The sequence below is a fragment of the Caballeronia sp. BCC1704 genome, assembly GCF_902833455.1.
Classification (GTDB): domain Bacteria; phylum Pseudomonadota; class Gammaproteobacteria; order Burkholderiales; family Burkholderiaceae; genus Caballeronia.
The window spans coordinates 48,223-66,834 of record NZ_CADFFT010000004.1 but is presented as its reverse complement, the minus strand read 5'-3'; the positions used below and the strand labels follow the sequence as shown (position 1 = coordinate 66,834).

17 protein-coding genes, 1 tRNA gene and 2 pseudogenes are annotated in these 18,612 nt (G+C 65.7%); 9 read left to right on the top strand and 11 right to left on the bottom strand.

Features of this window, described 5'->3' with window-relative positions; translation table 11 throughout:
• Positions 1-29: 29 nt before the first annotated feature.
• The 6 genes and pseudogenes from HWX53_RS20025 to HWX53_RS27760 all read left to right on the top strand — a co-directional run.
• Entirely contained in the window at positions 30-1,064 is a 1,035-nt protein-coding gene (locus HWX53_RS20025; protein ID WP_175944167.1) for a DNA-3-methyladenine glycosylase, read from the top strand.
• 127 nt (positions 1,065-1,191) lie between these two features.
• Positions 1,192-2,163, top strand: coding sequence for an acetyl-CoA carboxylase carboxyltransferase subunit alpha (locus HWX53_RS20020; protein WP_175944164.1), 972 nt, complete (start codon positions 1,192-1,194; stop codon positions 2,161-2,163).
• Between the two features lie 45 nt (positions 2,164-2,208).
• Positions 2,209-3,636 carry a tRNA lysidine(34) synthetase TilS gene (tilS, locus tag HWX53_RS20015; RefSeq protein ID WP_175944162.1) on the top strand — a complete coding sequence of 476 codons (1,428 nt, stop codon included), beginning with the start codon at positions 2,209-2,211 and terminating at the stop codon, positions 3,634-3,636.
• 349 nt (positions 3,637-3,985) lie between these two features.
• Entirely contained in the window at positions 3,986-5,236 is a 1,251-nt protein-coding gene (locus tag HWX53_RS20010) for an aspartate kinase (RefSeq protein ID WP_175944160.1), read from the top strand.
• 176 nt (positions 5,237-5,412) lie between these two features.
• Positions 5,413-5,505: transfer RNA gene (locus HWX53_RS20005), tRNA-Ser, on the top strand.
• A 479-nt stretch (positions 5,506-5,984) separates the two neighbouring features.
• Positions 5,985-6,229 (top strand): annotated as a pseudogene (locus tag HWX53_RS27760) (T6SS effector amidase Tae4 family protein); the annotation flags it as partial.
• Positions 6,230-6,394: 165 nt separating this feature from the next.
• Here the strand turns inward: HWX53_RS27760 and HWX53_RS20000 are convergent.
• The 10 genes from HWX53_RS20000 to HWX53_RS19955 all read right to left on the bottom strand — a co-directional run bounded on the left by HWX53_RS20000 (position 6,395) and on the right by HWX53_RS19955 (position 14,880).
• Positions 6,395-7,159, bottom strand: a complete 765-nt coding sequence (locus HWX53_RS20000; RefSeq protein ID WP_175944158.1) for a M48 family metalloprotease — start codon at positions 7,157-7,159, stop codon at positions 6,395-6,397.
• A gap of 141 nt (positions 7,160-7,300) precedes the next feature.
• Positions 7,301-8,248 (bottom strand): malonate decarboxylase subunit epsilon, encoded by a 948-nt coding sequence (gene mdcH / locus HWX53_RS19995; protein WP_175944156.1) that lies wholly within the window; start codon positions 8,246-8,248, stop codon positions 7,301-7,303.
• Entirely contained in the window at positions 8,245-8,883 is a 639-nt protein-coding gene (locus HWX53_RS19990) for a malonate decarboxylase holo-ACP synthase (RefSeq protein WP_175944154.1), read from the bottom strand. Before HWX53_RS19990 ends, mdcH begins: the two co-directional genes overlap by 4 nt.
• Positions 8,884-8,898: 15 nt before the next feature.
• On the bottom strand, positions 8,899-9,480 hold the full coding sequence (locus tag HWX53_RS19985; RefSeq protein WP_175944153.1) for a hypothetical protein: 582 nt from the start codon (positions 9,478-9,480) through the stop codon (positions 8,899-8,901).
• A 52-nt stretch (positions 9,481-9,532) separates the two neighbouring features.
• Complete coding sequence (gene mdcE, locus HWX53_RS19980) at positions 9,533-10,357, bottom strand: biotin-independent malonate decarboxylase subunit gamma (protein ID WP_175944151.1); 825 nt, start codon at positions 10,355-10,357, stop codon at positions 9,533-9,535.
• On the bottom strand, positions 10,354-11,211 hold the full coding sequence (locus HWX53_RS19975; protein ID WP_175944149.1) for a biotin-independent malonate decarboxylase subunit beta: 858 nt from the start codon (positions 11,209-11,211) through the stop codon (positions 10,354-10,356). Before HWX53_RS19975 ends, mdcE begins: the two co-directional genes overlap by 4 nt.
• On the bottom strand, positions 11,208-11,522 hold the full coding sequence (locus tag HWX53_RS19970) for a malonate decarboxylase subunit delta (RefSeq protein ID WP_175944147.1): 315 nt from the start codon (positions 11,520-11,522) through the stop codon (positions 11,208-11,210). The genes HWX53_RS19975 and HWX53_RS19970 overlap by 4 nt, the downstream gene beginning before the upstream one ends.
• A gap of 21 nt (positions 11,523-11,543) precedes the next feature.
• Positions 11,544-12,419, bottom strand: coding sequence for a triphosphoribosyl-dephospho-CoA synthase (locus HWX53_RS19965; protein ID WP_175944145.1), 876 nt, complete (start codon positions 12,417-12,419; stop codon positions 11,544-11,546).
• A gap of 5 nt (positions 12,420-12,424) precedes the next feature.
• Positions 12,425-14,101, bottom strand: coding sequence for a malonate decarboxylase subunit alpha (gene mdcA, locus HWX53_RS19960; RefSeq protein ID WP_175944143.1), 1,677 nt, complete (start codon positions 14,099-14,101; stop codon positions 12,425-12,427).
• Positions 14,098-14,880, bottom strand: coding sequence for a GntR family transcriptional regulator (locus tag HWX53_RS19955; protein ID WP_175944141.1), 783 nt, complete (start codon positions 14,878-14,880; stop codon positions 14,098-14,100). Before HWX53_RS19955 ends, mdcA begins: the two co-directional genes overlap by 4 nt.
• Before the next feature lie 168 nt (positions 14,881-15,048).
• On the opposite strand from HWX53_RS19955, the gene HWX53_RS19950 reads away from it, so the two are divergent.
• From HWX53_RS19950 to HWX53_RS27755, 3 genes and pseudogenes are all read left to right on the top strand, one after another.
• On the top strand, positions 15,049-16,365 hold the full coding sequence (locus HWX53_RS19950) for an MFS transporter (protein ID WP_175944139.1): 1,317 nt from the start codon (positions 15,049-15,051) through the stop codon (positions 16,363-16,365).
• A 221-nt stretch (positions 16,366-16,586) separates the two neighbouring features.
• Positions 16,587-16,937, top strand: coding sequence for a hypothetical protein (locus HWX53_RS19945; protein ID WP_175944137.1), 351 nt, complete (start codon positions 16,587-16,589; stop codon positions 16,935-16,937).
• Between the two features lie 210 nt (positions 16,938-17,147).
• A pseudogene (locus HWX53_RS27755) lies at positions 17,148-17,384 on the top strand (hypothetical protein); the annotation flags it as partial.
• Positions 17,385-17,595: 211 nt separating this feature from the next.
• On the opposite strand, the gene fabI reads toward HWX53_RS27755, so the two are convergent.
• Positions 17,596-18,387: an enoyl-ACP reductase FabI gene (gene fabI, locus HWX53_RS19935; RefSeq protein ID WP_175944135.1), complete on the bottom strand. Its 792-nt coding sequence runs from the start codon at positions 18,385-18,387 to the stop codon at positions 17,596-17,598.
• Positions 18,388-18,612 lie beyond the last annotated feature (225 nt).

Below are 18,612 nucleotides of genomic sequence, written 5' to 3'. Positions count from 1 at the left end.
TCTGATCGACTCGCCAGGCAGGAGGCAAGATGGCAACGGCCAGGAAGACGCCGGTCAAACGACCCGCGTCAGGAAGTGCCGCGTCGCCCGCAACGAAGCGGACGCGCGGTGCGCAATTGAACGCAAGCACGCAGACAGAGAGTGCCTCTACCGCAGCGCCGCGCAAGACCGCGCTCAAGCGGGCATCGAAGGACACGCCAGGCGCGCACGTGAACGGCGCGCGCCGCGTCAACGGCGACGATGTCTCCGCGCGAACGTCGAAGACCGACATCGTGCCCGCGCCCGCGCCGCGCGCGAAGGGCAACGGCCGCGCATCCGCGAGCGATGCCGCGAACGCGCAATCGCTCGTCGCGGACAAGGAGCCAGGTGAAGTCGTGCGCAAGTCGCGCGTGGTCACGGCCGATGCCGCCGTGCCCGCGCAAGTGGGCGGCCTCACGCGCGAGATCGAGCGTCCCGATTACTGGGACAAAGCCTGCGCCGATCTCATGAAGCGCGACCGCATTCTCAAGAAGCTGATCCCGAAGTTCGGGCAGATGCACCTCGTCAATCTCGGCGATCCGTTCTCGACGCTCGCGCGTTCGGTTGCCGGACAGCAGATTTCGGTGAAGGCCGCGCAAGCCATCTGGGAGCGCGTGAAGACCGCGTGTCCGACCATCCTGCCGGCGGATTTCATCGCGCTCGGCGCGGAGAAGCTGCAAGCGTGCGGCCTCTCGAAGCGCAAGACCGAGTACATCCTGGATCTCGCGCAGCACTTCGTCTCGGGGGCGCTGCACGTGGATACGTGGGCGTCGATGGACGACGAAGCCGTGATCGCCGAGCTCACGCAGATTCGCGGCATCGGCCGATGGACGGCGGAGATGTTCCTCATCTTCAACCTGTCGCGCCCGAACGTGCTGCCGCTCGACGACCTCGGCCTCATTCAGGCGATCAGCGTGAATTACTTCAGCGGCGAGCCGGTCACGCGCAGCGAAGCGCGGGAGGTCGCGGCTAACTGGGAGCCGTGGCGAACCGTCGCGACGTGGTACATGTGGCGCAGCCTGAACCCGGTTCCCGCAGACCACTGATTCGCAAGCGCATTTGCCGGGCTATCGTTGATTTATAATTGATAGTTCCCGCGCGTTTTTAACAGGGACGGAGGCGGTTAGAATAGACGCCCTTGCGCCCCTGCCCGTTGTTCAAGGACTCGAACACATGAAGACCACGTTTCTGGATTTCGAGCAGCCGATCGCTGAACTCGAAGCGAAGATCGAAGAACTCCGCTTCGTTCAGGACGATTCCGCTGTCGACATCTCGGAAGAAATCGAGCGGCTGTCGAAGAAGAGCCAGCAGCTCACCAAGGATTTGTACGCCAACCTGTCGCCGTGGCAGGTGTCGCAAATCGCGCGTCATCCGCAGCGTCCGTACACGCTCGACTACGTGAACGAACTGTTCACCGACTTTCACGAACTGCATGGCGACCGCTCTTTCGCGGACGACCTCGCTATCGTCGGCGGCTTCGCGCGTTTCAACGGCCAGCCGTGCATGGTGATCGGCCATCAGAAGGGCCGCGACACGAAGGAGCGCGCGCTGCGCAACTTCGGCATGCCGCGTCCGGAAGGCTATCGCAAGGCCGAGCGGCTCATGCGCCTGGCCGAAAAGTTCAGCATGCCCATCTTCACGTTCGTCGATACGCCGGGCGCGTATCCGGGCATCGGCGCGGAAGAGCGCGGGCAGTCCGAAGCCATCGGCCGCAATCTGTTCGTCATGGCCGAGCTCAAGACGCCGATCATCACGACGATCATCGGCGAAGGCGGCTCGGGCGGCGCGCTGGCCATTGCCGTCGCGGACACGGTGATGATGCTGCAATTCTCCACGTACTCGGTCATCTCGCCGGAAGGCTGCGCGTCGATTCTGTGGAAGAGCGCGGCGAAGGCGCCCGAAGCGGCCGAGGCGCTCGGTTTGACCGCGCATCGGCTGAAGGCGCTCGGACTCATCGACAAGATCGTGAACGAGCCGCTCGGCGGCGCGCATCGCGATCCGAAGGGCATGGCCGCGCTCCTGCGCCGCGCGCTCGCGGATTCGCTGCGTCAGTTCCAGGGCATGAGCATGCAAGACTTGCGCGATCGCCGCTTCGACAAGATCATGGCCTACGGCAAGTTCAAGGAATCGCTGCCCGGCGCATGATCGCGCCGTCCTAACGTTTTCTTCCTCCTTCTCTTCACGATTCTCGTGACATCCGACAGCGAAACCACGGCGGGCCGCCTCGTGCTCGAGGCGGTCCGCGCGGCAGTGGCCGATGCCGGACTCGCCGCTGATTCGCTGCTTGCCGTCGCACTGAGCGGCGGCCTCGATTCCACCGTTTTGCTCGATGCCGCCGTGCGCGTGTTCGGCGCGGCGCGCGTCGTCGCGTTCCATGTGCATCACGGGCTGAGTCCGAACGCCGATGCGTGGGCCGCGCACTGCCAGTCGTTCGCCGCGTCGGTCGGCGTGCGTTACGCGGCGCGCCATGTCGACGTCATGCGCGCGGGCGGCGAGAGCCTCGAAGCGGCCGCGCGCGATGCGCGTTATCGCGCGCTCGACGAACTCTGCGACGGGCACGGCGCGGCGGCGCTCTTGATCGCGCATCACGCCGACGATCAGGCGGAGACTGTGCTGCTGCAATTGTTGCGCGGCGCGGGCGTCGCCGGGCTCGCCGCGATGGCGCCGCAGCGGCTCGACGGCGCGAACGTGCCGCGCCTGCGGCCGTTGTTGCGGCTCTTGCGGGCGCAACTCGAGCAGTACGCGCACGAGCGCGACTTAAGCTGGATCGACGACGAATCGAACGCCGATACCCGCTACGCGCGCAACGCGTTGCGCCACGACGTGCTGCCGGTGCTCGCCGTGCATTTCCCCGGCTTTCGCGATGCGCTCGCGCGCACGGCGTCGCATGCGGCATCGGCGCAGCGGCTGCTCGACGATCTGGCGCGTCTCGACATGGACACCGCGCAGAGCGAAGAGGAGGGCGCGCTCGCACTCGACGCGCTGCTCGCGCTCGACGACGAACGCGCCGTCAATGTGCTGCGCTACTGGATGCGCACGCGCGACTTGCCGGCTGCATCGACGGCGCGCGTCGCGGATATGCTGCGCCAGCTTCGGCATGCGGCGAACGCGCGCGACGGTCATGCGTTGCGCGTCGATCATGCGGGGCGGTGTCTGCGCGTGTATCGCAATGCGCTCTTCTGGGAAACCGGCGACAGCGCGGATGCGCCTGACCTCGATCAGGGCGCGGCAGTGCCGAAGGCGCCGAGCGAATTGCACTGGCAGGGCGACGAGGTCTGGCGGCTGCCGCAGTGGCGCGGCTCGTTCGTGTTCGAGCCCGCCGCGCTGCCCGGTGTCGATGTCGTCGCGGAGGGGTTATTGCGCGCGGCGCCCATCGTCGCGCGCTCGCGTGCCGGCGGCGAGCGCATGCGCCTTTTCGCCGATGCACCGAGCCGCACGCTCAAGAACCTGTTCCAGGAGCGCGGCGTGCCGGCGTGGAAGCGCGACGTGCCGCTGCTTTTCATTCGCGATGCGCTTCTCTTCGTGCCGCTCGTCGGCGTGAATCGCGAAGTGGCGCCGGAGACGGCGAATGCGCCGTTGCGCCGCATCGTCTGGCGGCCGGATTTGCTGCTGGCCTGACTGACGCGCGCCATCAAGGCGTGCTGCAGGAAGCCGGTAAAATAGGGCGCGCCGCCGTCCAATCTTGAAATTTCGGCCTCGATCGGGTACCGTAACTCGTTTGCCCGCCACGCGCTTTGCGCGGCATCTCCGTTCAAAAGACGCGAATTTCGCCCGTGATGCGCCGCTTGCGCCCCCTTGCGCGCATTAGTCACTCTACGAGTGCGACTCCCCAGGCGGGCATGCGGCGGCACGCGCGTATCGTTGCTGGCTTTCCCTATCCGCGAAGCCGTCGAGCGCAACGCCATAGCAACACGAGCAGCACGCTTCGAGCGCGTCAGCGCGGTTTTCCCTTCAGTTCAAAACGACAATGGCACTCATCGTACACAAATACGGCGGCACTTCGATGGGCTCGGTCGAGCGCATCAAGAACGTCGCCAAGCGCGTCGCCAAATGGCATAAGGCCGGCCACCGAATGGTCGTCGTGCCCTCGGCGATGTCCGGCGAAACCAACCGCCTGCTCGGTCTTGCAAAAGACATCACGGCGAATCCGGACCCGCGCGAACTCGACATGATTGCCTCCACGGGCGAGCAGGTGAGCGTGGGACTCCTCGCCATCGCGCTGCACGCCGAAGGCCTCGACGCCGTGAGCTATGCCGGCTGGCAGGTGCCGATTAAGACGGACAGCGCGTTCACGAAAGCGCGCATCAGCGAAATCGACGGCGAACGCGTGCTGAAAGACCTCGACGCGGGCAAGGTCGTGGTCATCACGGGCTTTCAGGGCGTCGATCCGGAAGGCCATATCGCCACGCTCGGGCGCGGCGGCTCGGACACGTCGGCGGTCGCGATCGCGGCGGCGCTGAAGGCCGACGAGTGCCTGATCTATACCGACGTCGACGGCGTCTACACGACCGACCCGCGCGTCGTCGAAGAAGCGCGCCGGCTGGATCGCGTGACCTTCGAGGAGATGCTGGAAATGGCGAGCCTGGGCTCGAAGGTCCTGCAGATCCGCTCGGTGGAATTCGCCGGCAAGTACCAGGTGAAGACGCGGGTGCTGTCCAGCCTGACCGATCCGCTCATGCCGCTCGAGGCCGAGATGCACTCGGGCACCCTGATTACTTTTGAAGAAGACGAGAACATGGAAAAGGCAGTTATCTCCGGCATCGCGTTCCAGCGCGACGAAGCGCGCATCGCGGTCATGGGCGTGCCCGACAAGCCGGGCGTCGCGTATCAGATTCTCGGTCCGGTGGCCGATGCGAACATCGACATCGACATGATCATTCAGAACCAGAGCGTGAACGGCAAGACCGACTTCACGTTCACGGTCGGCCGCGGCGACTATCAGCGCGCGCTTGAGATCCTGAACGGCCAGGTAAAGGGCCACGTGAACGCGGAAACCGTGCTGGGTGATCCGAAGGTGTCGAAGGTGTCGGTCGTGGGCGTGGGCATGCGCTCGCACGTGGGCATTGCGAGCACGATGTTCCGCACGTTGTCGGAAGAGGGCATCAACATCCAGATGATCTCGACGTCCGAAATCAAGATTTCCGTGCTGATCGACGAGAAGTACACCGAGCTTGCCGTTCGCGCGCTGCACAAGGCGTTCGAGCTGGATCGCGGCTGAGCGGCCGAGCGGCTGGGCAGGCGGCTTCGTACTCTTGGCACTGTTGCGGTTCGGCTGTCGGCGAGATTCGAATTTGATCGATTGGAAAAAATCGTCATGCGAATTTGACCGCTGCGGCTGAACAGGCTATTATCTCGATCTCGTTGCACTGCACTCCCGGTGCAACGAAAAGTTTGGGAGACGTGGCCGAGAGGTCGAAGGCACTCCCCTGCTAAGGGAGCATCTGGCTAAAAACTGGATCGAGGGTTCGAATCCCTCCGTCTCCGCCAGTGGTAGGAGAAAAGCCCCGCAAGTCGGAAGACTTGTGGGGCTTTTTGTTTTGTGCGTCCGGCAGCGCGCGGCTGGTTCGAATTGTTTCGTGTCAGTCGTCTAGTGCTGCATGCCGCAGTTAGCCGAGTGCTCGAAGTCCCGAGAGCGCGACTGGCTGCCGCGTTAATATGACGCGAGCATGCGCCAATTCCCCAGAACACGACAGCGTCCCGCCCACGCGATATTCTGTGGCCGTCAAAGTTTGTCGATTAGCGGCTTCGTTGCTGGCGATTCATTGCGATTGTCGGATGGACTCTTATGCTAGAACGCCACGTAATCCAGATGGCGGCCTTCGGCTCTTAGACATAGGCCAAACATCAAGCATAACGAAATAACGCGCGTGTCGAGCGAACGGCCTCGGGGACAACATGACCGACCGACTCGTAGCAAAAGGTGACCGGACCACCACGAAGGGGCGCGTGCTAGGCGGCTAGCCGCAGGCCGCACAGGCATCATTGAAAATTTTCACGCTACTGGACGCGCGACGGAGAGCGCGCGGATAACGCAAGTGGCGGGCATATTGATCTTTGGAACGGCAACAAGCTAACGTCACCTAGTGTCCAAGGGGCAATCAGTGGTTTCAAACGAGCTGAAAACCCTTCGTCGCGGGCGTTGGCGGTGTTGCTACTGACTTTAGGTACAGTTTGCTTCTATCGGTTCTACTACGCTGCTGTGTGGCATTGACTGATTTGTTCCGAATGCGCCGCACATGCGCACGTCGGCGATCGCAGCAACGAAAAAAAGCCCGCGGTGCGATGCATCAGCACCCACATCTGACCCAGGCACCGCGGACTCATCACTTAGTGGCTCGCGCAATCCTGCTCCCGCTCAACCGCGCCAGCCCCAACGTCACTTCGCCGCAAGCCTCTCCTCGATATGCTTCGCGCGCGACGGCGACGACGGGTGCGAACTCAGCATGCTCGACTTCCCGCCATCCAGCGCCGCGAGCTTCTGGAATGCAGTAACGAGCCCCGCCGGGCTGTAGCCCTTCTTCTTCTGCATATCGAACGAATAATCGTCGGCGGCGCTTTCCTGCGACTGCGAGAACTGCGCGTTGACGAACTTCTCCGAAAGATCGCCGAGCTGCGATGCCGACAGGCTGCCGACCACGCCGCCCGCCGACGACGCCACCGAGCGCGCCGCCGACGTCGCGTAGGCCACCTGCATCGCCTTCTTCGTGTGGCCGAGCGCCACGTGGCCCATCTCATGGCCGACCACGCCGCGCACTTCGTCGTCGTTCATCATGTCCATTAGGCCGCTATAGACGCGCACGCAGCCGTTGGCCATCGCCCACGCATTGACATCTTTCGTGATGTATACCTTGTAGTTCACCGGCACGCCGTTGATGTTGTCGCCGAGCTGCTTCGCGATGCGGTTCAGGCGCTGCGTGTACGCGCTCGACGCCGGCGCGATCTTGCTTTGCGCATCCATCTCCGAGCACGACTTGTCGGAGAGCTGGCGCACGTCGGCGTCGCTGAGCGTGAAGGCCTGCGTGGCCATCTGGCCGGATTGCAGCAGCGTGTCCGGGCTCAGATTGGCGACGCTTCCACAGGAAGCGAGCGCGAAAGCTGCGGATGCCGCGGAGGCTGCAATTGCAATGCGTACGTGTTTCATGGTCTGCCTTATGAGTTGTTGTGATCGATCCGCGCGATTCGCGGATGGAGCGCAATGCTCACGGGCGAGCGCGTCGTAAGCTATCCGACAATTCCTATTTTCTGACGGCTCAATGACGAATCGCCGACAGACCGCGCAGATTCATGCATCGGCGCGGCGGCATGCCGCGCGCACGCGCGCCGCAATCGATGACACCGGCGACGCGTCCATCGCAATTGCCGGTGCATCAGGCAGGGCTTCCGCGAGAAGCTGGGTGAGCGTGCGGCCGGGCGGCATTTCGACGAACACGTTCGCGCCGCGCTCGGCGAGTGCGATCGTCGAATCGTGCCAGCGCACCGGATAACGCAGGTTGGTCGCGAGGTCTTCGCGGATCGCATCGGCGCGCACGAGGGCGCGCGCGCCGCGATTGCCGACATACGCGATCCGCGGCGCGACGAAGCGCACCTTGTCGGCTGCTTCGGCGAGGCGCACGGCTGCGTCGTCGAGCAATACGCAATGCGACGGCACGCTCACCGCGAGCCGCTCCGCCTTGCGCGCGCCGCGTGCGAGGGCGGCTTCGCGCACGGCGTCGAGCGATTGATCGCTGCCCGATACGACGATTTGCCGCGGCGCATTCAGATTGCCGAGGTAGGCATCGGCGCGCGCCTCGTCGCGAACCTTCTCGATCACGCTCGCGACCTCGCGTTCGTTCAGGCCGAGTATCGCGAGCATGCCGTAGCCGCGCGGATACGCGTCCTGCATGAGCGTGGCGCGCAGGCGCACGAGCCGCAATGCATCGTCGAAAGCAATCGCGCCGCAGGCGACGGCCGCGCCATAAGCGCCCACGGACAAGCCCGCGACCGCGTGCGGTTCGATGCCTTCTTCGGCCAGCGCCCGCGCGGCCGCCACGCCCGCGACGGTCAGCGCGATCTGCACCGCGACGGTCGATGCGAGCGCGTTCGCGTCATCGAGCGATAGAACGTCTTCGCCGAGAATGGCCGACGCCTCGGCGAGCGTTCGCGCGATAGCCGGATGCGGCTTCTCGCCGCCGAGGCGATGCAGGAAGCCAGGCGTCTGCGCGCCTTGTCCCGGGAACAGATAGGCGATCACGGCACGGCCCACGGATCGGCGGCGAGGCTCGGGCCGTCCGCGTGACGGAGCAGCACGCGGACGTTTTGCCCGGCGTATTCGGCGAGCGAGAAGGCGGCGTCGGTGGTTTCGATTTGCACGTCGATGCGCGTGCCGACGCAGCGCGCTTCGTGCGAGAGCGCATCCAAGAGACGCGACGCATCGGCGCGCGAGAGCGGCTCGGGCGCTCGCACGATGACGTCGAGATCGCTGGTTGGCGTGACCGTCGGCTGGCCGCTCGCCAGTTCGAAGCCCGTGCTCCCGGCGGGGCCCCAGGCGAGTCCGGAAGCGTCGAAGATCGGCGCGACGGCGCGCAGCAGCGCGAAGGCGGGCATGTTTCTGCGCGATGCGGCGGGCTCACGCAGCCTCAATGCTTCGGGCGTCAGCACGCACTCGATGTCACGCGCCTCGACCCACGTGCCGAATCGCTCGCTGCGCGTGGCCCCGCGTATGCCGACGGCGATTGCGCTACCCATGCGCGGCGCGCGTCGCACGACGACGAACGGCGCGCGCGCGAGCGATGCGTCGACCCACGCGGGGGCGTCGGCGAACGGCGGGGCTGCCGGGGACAATGCGAGCAAGTCGTGCGGGCGCGGTTCGGGCGGCAGGAGGGTCATCGCGCGGTCAACTCCCTATACGACGGTTGGGCGGCGCGGCAGGCCGAGCGAGAGACCGGGCTTGCGAGAGGCGCGATTGTTGACCTGGGAGAGTCGTCCGCCGCGCATCGTTGATTGCGCTCGAGGATTCGGGCTGACGGGTCCGCGCACAATCGCGACATCGCGCGGTGCGGGCAAGGTGCTTCCATTGACGCGCAGAAAAGCATAGGTCCGAGCGATTGCGCCATCCGCACACGCGATGCAAACCCAGCGGCGCAGCGCGCGCGGGAAGTCCCGCGCCGTGCGTGAGCCGCGTATCGCACTCGATGCGCCGAAGGCGTCCCGTGCGTAGCGAAGCTGTCGCTCGGACGGCGCGAGCGTGCGGAACGCGCCGCGATTGCCGCACTGGACCGCATGGACGTGCCGAACGCGCCTAGTGAAGCGGATGGGCGCCGCACAGCGCAGCTTGAACGCGCGCAATGCGCCGCAAGCACCGACCGCGCCGAGAACGCCCAAAGAGCCGAATGCGCCGAATGCGCCGAACACGCCGAACACGCCGAACACGCCGAACACGCCGAACACGCCGAACACGCCGAACCCGCCGAACACGCCGAACACGCCGAACGCGCCCAACGGTCAGAACGCACGAAACGCCCCAACTCCTCGGGCATCACCCCTCCCACTGCTCGCGCATCCGCCGTCGCACTTCCACCGACGCCGCCCGCGTGCGCTTCGAATCCGCCGACGTCAATCGGTTTGACAAATCGCGCGGTCCGCCACGCGCATCTACAACGGCCGCAACCAGCGATGCCTTCACGCGCTCGATATCCGCCTGCGAAGGCGCATCCGCATTCACGCCTTCGATCAATTCGTGCAGTAACCCGAGCTTCGCATACGCGCTCATCTTGTACGACATCGGCAGGACGGTATCGCCGAGCGCATCGAGGCTCTCGACGCTGCGCCGCGTGACGCGCGCCGCCGCTTCCTTGCCCATGGCGTGCACCGCCGTGCCGGACGCATCGAGAGCGACGATCCGGTTCGCCTGATAGCCGTGCGCGAGATACGCGCCCGACATCGCCGGCCCGACGATCAGCGCGATCACCGGATGCCCGGCGAGCCGCGCGCTCGCGTAGGCATCCACCGCGGCGGCGCACGCGAGATGAATGCCGAGCAACTCCTCGCGCCGTCCATACGCCTGGCTCTTCACATCGACGATCGCGACGATGGGCCGCTTCGACTCGGCGTCGCGGTCGGCGTCGATCACCTCGCGCACCGCGCGGGCGAGCAGCCAGCCCTGTTCGAGTCCGACCACGTTGTCGGTCGCGCGAGGGAAGCGGTTGTGCGGGTCGGGCACCACGGCGATGAAGCGCGCCGCCGCGCCATTCAGTTCGCCGTCGCGCGCGCGAACCGGGCCGCTTTCGGCGTCGGCAGGTGCCGACGTCAGCGCATCCAGCCAGCACGCGCCGCGCGAAGTCATGGCGTTGATCGTGCTCATCGTTGCGATCCTCCAGTCTGGTTCCACAGCGCGCGCAGCGTGTCGGGATCGATCGCGTCGGGATTCACGCGCGCAAGGCGTTCAACGAAACCGTCCACGTCCTCGCTGCGATGCCGCGCCGGCACGCCGTGCGCGAACGCAGCAAGCACCGCGTCGCGGACCTGCGCCGTATCGTCGTCGACGAGCGTATCCGCCAGCCCGACCGCCACGCGCTCTTCGCCGCCGATCATCGACCAGATGAGCCGGCGATCACCCGCGTCGAGTTCCTCGATTCCTGCTTCCTGCTCGATCACTTCCGGCCCGTTCATGCCGAGCCGCGCCTGCCGCGTCATCACGAGTTCCGTGCACAAGGCCGCAGCCAGCGACATGCCGCCGAAGCAGCCGACCATCCCGCCGATCACGCCGACCACCGGCACGTGCCGCCGCAGCGCGACGATAGCCGCCTGAATCTCCGCGATCGCCGCGAGGCCGAGGTTCGCCTCCTGCAAGCGCACGCCGCCCGTTTCGAAGAGGATCACCGGACGAATCGCGCGGCCCGCTTCGAATTCGCCGAGCGCGAGTTCGAGCGCGGCCGCGATCTTTGCGCCCGACACTTCGCCGATGCTGCCGCCCTGAAACGCCGGCTCGATCGCCGCGATGACGGCCGGCTCGCTGCCGAGCGTGCCGCGCGCGATCACCGCGCCGTCGTCGGACTGGCAGACGATGTTCTGCATCGCGAGCCACGGCGATTCGAGCCGGTCGAACGGGCCGAGCAGTTCGCGGTACGTGCCCGCATCGAGCAAGGCCCGGGCGCGCTCGCGCGCCGTCATTTCGATGAAGCTGTGCCGGGCGAGAAACGTGTCGTGTGCATTCATCGCGCCTCTCCGCTTTCCTGCGCGTCGCTGGCTTCAGCGGCTTCTGAAAGGCGCAGCATCACGACGCCGGGCGTCGCGCCGAAGTCGTTGAGCTCTAATTTCGCGGCGCCGTCGTAGCGTTGAAAAAAACGGTCGAGCACGCTTTTCCAGACATGCTCGTAGCCGTCGACGCTCGTGCGAATCACGACTTCCGCGTTGGCCGTCTGCGACGGCGTGAGCAGCACTTCGAGATCGCCCGATCCGACCACGCCGACGTGCGCGCGGCGCGTGACGGGCCGTTTGGCGGGATATTCGTATCGCATGTTTTCCATCTTCGTTCCTCTGGTTGCGTCTCAGGACGATTGCCCGAGGCTGTCGAGAAAGAGCGTGGCGGCGAGCAGGTCGGCCGCGCCGCCCGGCGATGCATTCAGCGCCAGCAAGTCAGCGTCGAGCCGCGCGAGCGCCGCGCGTCCCGCTGCATGCGCCATTCCGCCGTGCTCGATCACGCACCGCGCGCCGTCTTTCGCGATGGCGAGCGCCTGCCTGCCGCCGCGATGCAAGAGACACGTATCGTCGAGCGAGGCGATGATGGCGACGAGCGCGTCGAGCCGCGCGTAAGTGTCGGAGAGACCGCGGCGGCGCGCATCGGCGAGCGTCGGCAAGCCGATTCGCAACGCGTGAGGAAAACCCTCGCGTGCTTCGCCGCGCGCGCCCGCCACGCGAAAGCGCGCCGTCACGCGCGCGCCGTGGCTCGCCTGCGCGGACGCGGGCGCGAAGCGGTCGTCGTATCGCGCGATTTCAGCCGCCGACGCGCAGATCGCTTCGCTGTCGCCGGGCGCGTGCATCGCCGCGCCGGCGCACAACAAGCCGACGATCCAGATCGCGCCGCGATGCGCGTTGCTGCCGCCGGTCGCGCGCAGCATCGCGGCTTCGCCTTCGCGTCCGATGCGCGCGAGCCGTTCGCGCAACGCCTGCGACGGCGCGACGCCCGACGCGGCCCGCGCGATGGCGAGAAACGTCGGATGCAGCGCGCTCGCGGAGCGCAGCATCGTGTCGAGGTCGAGATCGCGATGCGCGCCGCTGCCGCGTTCGTCGACGAGCGCGGGTTTCGGCGTGAGACGCGCCTCGGCGATCAACGCATCGACGGCGAGCGCGGCGATGACAGGCGCGGACGCGGCGCGCGCGCTGCGGCAGGCGTCATCGCGGAGAAGGGGAAGGGCGGCAGTCATCGCGCTCACCAGCTTCTGAAGCGCGCGGGCGGCGCATACAGACCGCCAGACCACGCGACGAGATCGTCGATGCTGCGCGCGGCGAGCAGCGAGCGTTTCGCGTCGCCGCGCCGCACGCCGAGGTCTTCAGGGAACGCGACGATGCCGCGCCGCCGCAGCTCGGCCGTCTTGTTCGCATCGGCGCGCATGCCGATCGGCGTCACGCCCGCGACGGCGGCGAGCGCCGCGCGCCGTTCGTCGATGCCTTCGGCCGCGTGCAGATACGCGATGCCTTCTTCGGTCACCACGTGCGTGACGTCGTCGCCGTAGATCATCACGGGCGCGATCGGCATCCGGCTTTTTTCTCCCACGGCGATCGCGTCGAGCGCATCCACGATGGTCGGTTCGCCGCCTTTCTTGTACGTCTCGGCGGTCTGCACGACGAGCTTGTGCCCGCGCGCGATGGCCGGATTCGGGCCGTCGTTTTTCAGGAGCTTGAGCCACGCTTCGCTCGAATGACGGCGGCCGCGCGGATCGTGTCCCATGTTCGGCGCGCCGCCGAAGCCCGCGAGCCGTCCGAGCGTGACGGTCGATGAATTCGCGTCCGCGTCCATCTGCAAGGTCGAGCCGATGAACAGATCGACGCCGTACTGTCCCGCAAGCTGGCAGAACACGCGATTCGAGCGCAGGCTGCCGTCGCGCCCGGTGAAGAACACGTCCGGGCGCGCCGCGATGTACTTCTCCATGCCCACTTCGCTGCCGAAGCAGTGCACGCTCTCGACCCAGCCGCTTTCGATGGCGGGAATGAGCGTCGGATGCGGATTGAGCGCCCAGTGCGTGCAAATCTTGCCCTTCAGGCCGAGCGATTCGCCGTAGGTCGGCAGAAGCAGTTCGATCGCCGCCGTGTCGAAGCCGATGCCGTGGTTCAGCGACGTGACGCCGTAGCGCGCGTAGATCCCGCGAATGGTCATCATCGCCATCAGGATTTGCAGCTCGCCGATGTGGCGCGGATCGCGCGTGAAAAGCGGCTCGACGGCGAACGGCCGGTCCGCCTTCACGATCACATCGACCCACGAGCCGGGAATATCGACGCGCGGCAGTTCGTCGACGATCTCGTTGACCTGCGCGATCACGATGCCATGCCGGAACGCGGCCGCTTCCACGATGGTCGGCGTGTCCTCGGTGTTCGCGCCGGTGTACAGGTTGCCGTGGCGGTCCGCCTTTTCCGCGCAGACGAGCGCGACGTTCGGCGTCAGATCGATGAACATGCGCGCGTACAGTTCGATGTACGTATAAATGGCGCCGATCTCGAGCAGCCCGTCTTCCAGCAGTTGCGCGACGCGCAGGCTCTGCGGACCGGCATAGGCGAAATCGACCTTGCGCGCGATGCCCTGTTCGAAAAGCGTCAGATGCTCGGGCCGGCTGATGCTCGAAATCAGCAGATGCACGTCGTGCACGCGCTCGGGATCGAGCCGCGCGAAGGCGCGCGACAGAAAATCCGCCTGCTTCTGGTTGTTCCCTTCGAGCGCGACGCGGTCGCCCGTGACGATTAGCGCATGCAGCGCGTCCACGATGCGTTCGGTGTCGAGCACCGGACCGTCGAGCCACGGCTCGATCAGCTTCAGGCGGCGCGCTTTTTCCTGGGCGCGCGTGTTCCAGCTTCGGGATGGCGTGAGGGCATCGGCGGAAGGGGACGAATTCATCGGTCGGCCTGTCGGGAAGACGTTCGTGAGGATTGAGCGGCGGAAGAGCGCGCGCGGCGCTTGTTTTTCACCTCTTTCGATGCAGCGAGCGCCTGTGCATCGGCGAGAAAGCGGTGGATCAGCTCGCCCGTCGCGAGCAAGTGACGTGCGACGAGCGTCTGCGCCGCTTCGATCTCGCGCGCGGCGAGCGCATCGAAGATCGCGCGGTGCTCGGCATCGGAGGAATCCTTGTGGATCGGCAAGCCGAGTTTCAGGCGCAGATACCGCTCGCCGCGCCGGTGCATCTGGCCGATCAGTTCCATCAGATGCGGACGATTCGCCGGCGCGTACAGGCTCGTATGGAACTGCTCGTTGCGCATGACATACAGCGCGGGGTCCGGCTCGTTCTCGGCGGCTTCGAGCAGGCGTTTGCATTCCGCGAGCGTTTCCGGCGTGTGGTGCGCGATGGCGATGCCGATGGCGAGACTTTCGAGCGATGCGCGGATCTCGTAGATCTCGCGCGCTTCGTCCGCCGATTGCGGGCTGACGGCCGCGCCGCGATTCGGCTCGATCTTTACCCAGCCTTCGCTTTCCAGTTGCCGGAAGGCTTCGCGCACGGGTATCGCGCTCACCGAGAATTGCCGTGCGATCGCATCCTGACGCAGCGGCTCGCCGGGCGTGAGCGAGCCTTCGACGATGGCGGCGCGCAATGCATCCGCGATGAAGCGCGACGTGCTCTGGCGCGGCTCGAACTGCGCGTCGCGAAACGAAGCCGCTTGTGAAGAGAGATTTGTCGACATGGCTGCTAGGTGAAAGTGCGGAGTTGTCGCGTCCTGTTGTTCAAATATTATATATAAAACCGCACACGGAACCCCCGGTGCTTTCCCTAGACGCCGACACTCGAACCAATAACACGCGCGTCGAATTTCCCGTCAGTTGCCGACTCGCAGAGAAAGGAGAGACACGCCATGCCTAGCACGCTAGATCGACCGATCAGCGCCACGCGCGCCACGAGGACACCGCTCAACCGTTCGCAAATCACCGGCTTCTGGGGCGCATGGGCGGGCTGGACGCTCGACGGGATGGACTCGTTCATCTACGCGCTCGTGCTCGCGCCGGCGCTGACCGAACTGCTGCCGCGCTCCGGCTATGCCGCGACGCCCGCGAACGTCGGTCTCGCCGGATCGATTCTTTTCGCGCTGTTTCTGGTCGGATGGGGACTGTCGTTCATCTGGGGGCCGCTCGCGGACCGCTTCGGGCGCACGAAGGTGCTTGCGGCGACCATCTTCACGTTCGCCATCTTCACCGGGCTGGCTGCCACCGCGCACACGGTCTGGGCGCTCGGCATCTATCGCTTCTTCGCGGGCGTGGGCATAGGCGGGGAGTGGGCGCTCGCCGGAACGTACGTCGCGGAAGCGTGGCCGGAAGACCGCCGCAAAATGGGCGCGGGCTATCTGCAAACCGGCTACTACGCGGGCTTCTTCCTCGCGGCGGCGCTGAATTACACCATCGGCGCGGCGTTCGGCTGGCGCGCGATGTTTCTCGTCGGGCTGTTTCCGGTCGTCGTGTCGATTCTCGTGCTGACGCGCGTCAAGGAAACCGACAAGTGGGAGCGCGCCGAAGCCACGGCGGCGCCCGCGGTCAAGCATCAAAGTCCGCTGCGCGCCATTTTTTCGGCGCAGTATCGCAAGCGGACCATCGTCGCGGCCGTGCTGCTCACGGTGGCGATCATCGGGCTCTGGGCCGGCGCGGTGTATGAACCGTCGGCGGTCATCCAGCTCGCGACGCGCGCCGGCATGACCAAGCCCGAAGCTGCGCGCATGGCGTCGATCGCGACGGGGCTCTTGTCCATCGGCACGATCATCGGCTGTCTCGCGCTGCCGCCGATGGCCGAGCGCATCGGCCGCCGCAAGACGCTCGCGGTGTACTTCGTCGGCATGGCGGCGTCCATCGCGCTGTCGTTCGGCTGGGCGTTCTATTTGAACAACGGGCTCGTGCCGTTCATCGCGCTTCTGTTCGTGCTCGGCTTCTTCGGCGGCAACTTCGCGCTCTTCAGCCTCTGGCTCCCCGAGCAGTTCGAGACCCGCGTGCGGGCGACGGCGTTCGCGTTCTGCACGTCGATCGGGCGTTTCTTCGGCGCGATCGTGAACTTCGGCATCGGCGCGATGGTGCTGAACATGAAGACGCTCGGCGTGCCGATCGCGCTCACGGGCATTGCGTTTTTGATCGGCCTCGCGGTCATTCCGTTCGCGCCGGAAACGAAGGGCCAGGAACTGCCCAACTGATTGGTATGACATGCGGTACTATCGCGGCGGCCCTGCGTGGGCCGCCGTTCGTTTTGGCGCGGGTAGCGGCAAGCGCCAGGGCTTGACTCCTCGTCAGCATCTCGCCCGGAAGAAGCGGCGACCGGCTGGTAACGCGAGGTTACGAACTCGAACAACTGTCTGGCAAATCGTTCGATATAGTCGATTCAACACAACAAACATCCCATCGAGGTGGGCTTCACATGAACAAGGTTTCGAAGGCTTCCGTGGCGTACGCGCTCGTGCTCGGCGGCTTGACGGTGTCGGGCGCGGCAATGGCGGGAGTGTCGGTGGGCGTGAACATCGGGGTGCCCGCGCCGGTCTACGTCGCGCCGGCGCCGGTGTATGCGCCGCCTCCGCCGCCCGTCGTGTATGCGCCGCCGCCGCCGGTCTATGCGCAGCCGGCCGTCGTGATCGGCTGGCACGGCGATCGGTACTGGGACGGCCGTCGCTATTGGGATCGCGACGACTGGTATCGGTATCACGGACGCGGCCACGCGTATGGCCACGAGGAACACGGTCACGGAGACCACGGGCGTCACGGCTGGCATTGAGCCGCGAATCGCTCGATAGCTTCGGCTCAGAAAGCCACCACGCGAATGCGGGTGGCTTTTTGTTTTGCGGCTCCGCGATGTAACCAAACGTAAGCTTTCCTCTGACTTAACGTCGAAAGGCGCACGAACTTACAAACCGGAAATATCCGGCTGAAAGCATTCCGTTATATTTCGTGGCAAGCCAACAACGAGAAAACGAGGATCAGAGCCATGAAACCTACGAGGCATTTGCTCGCAGCCGCGCTGAGCGTCGCGGCATGGGCGGCGGGCAGCTCCGCGCAAGCGGCGGACGTGCACGTCGGCGTGAATATCGGCGTCCCGGCGCCCGTCTATGTCGCGCCCACGCCGGTTTACGCGCCGCCACCGCCGCCGGTCATCTACCAGCCCGCGCCGATGTATGCGCCGCCGGTGGTGATCGGCTGGCACGGCAACCGGTACTGGGACGGATGACGCTACTGGAGCCGCGGCGACTGGAATCGCTATCACGGCTACGGCCATGGATACGAGCACAGACACGGGAACGGTCACGATCACGGCCACGGAAATGGCCACGGCCACGGTCACGGTCACCGTTGATCTCGCTCGACTGCCGCCAAACGACAAAGGGGCCGTTCCGCAAAGGAACAGCCCCCTATCTGAAGCAATGCCGCGAGCGCGCTTACTCGCCGATGCCCGCCATGCCGCCGACGACCGCGTGGAAACCGGCATCGACATGCACGATCTCCGCGCTCACGCCGCCCGCCAGATCCGACAGCAGGAACGCGGCGACGTTGCCGACCTGCTCGATCGTCACGTTGCGCTTGAGCGGCGCGTTGTCTTCCACGAAATCGAGAATCTTGCTGAAGCCCTTGATGCCGCTCGCCGCGAGCGTCTTGATGGGGCCGGCCGAGATGCCGTTCACGCGCACGCCTTTCTGGCCGAGCGATGCCGCAATATAACGCACGCTCGCTTCCAGCGACGCCTTCGCGAGACCCATCGTGTTGTAGTTCGGAATCGCGCGTTCCGCGCCGAGATAGCTGAGCGTGAGCAACGACGCGCTGTCCGAGAGCATAGAGTGCGCGGCCTTGGCGAGCGCCGGGAAGCTGTACGCGGAGATGTCGTGCGCGATGCGGAAGTTCTCGCGCGTCATGCCTTCGAGGAAGTCGCCGGCAATCGCCTCGCGCGGCGCGAAGCCGATGGAATGCACGAGGCCGTCGAGCGTATCCCAGCGTTCCTTGAGCGAGGAGAAGAGCGCTTCGATGTCGGCGTCGCTGCTCACATCGCACGGGTAGATCATGTCGCTGCCGAATTCGGTTGCAAATTCGGTGATGCGGTCCTTGAAGCGCTCGCCGACATACGTGAACGCCAGTTCCGCGCCCTCGCGCTTGCAGGCCTGTGCGATACCGTAAGCGATCGAGCGGTTCGACAGCAAGCCGGTCAGCAGAATTCGTTTTCCAGCGAGAAAGCCCATGAATGCTCCTTGAATGTCAATGTCACGCGAGGCTCGCAAGGCGTCTCGATTGCGGGCTTCGCGTCGGGTGCGGCGCGCATCGGTTCGGCGGGACGACAGGGCATCGAAAAAGACGCCTTCCGTGCGCCAAACCGCATGGCGTTTTGATTGGGTAGAATTCTCTCACATCGCCAGAGCCGTCCGGCCGCTTCCGCCCGGGTCCTGCGTCTCGCATTGCGTGAGCGC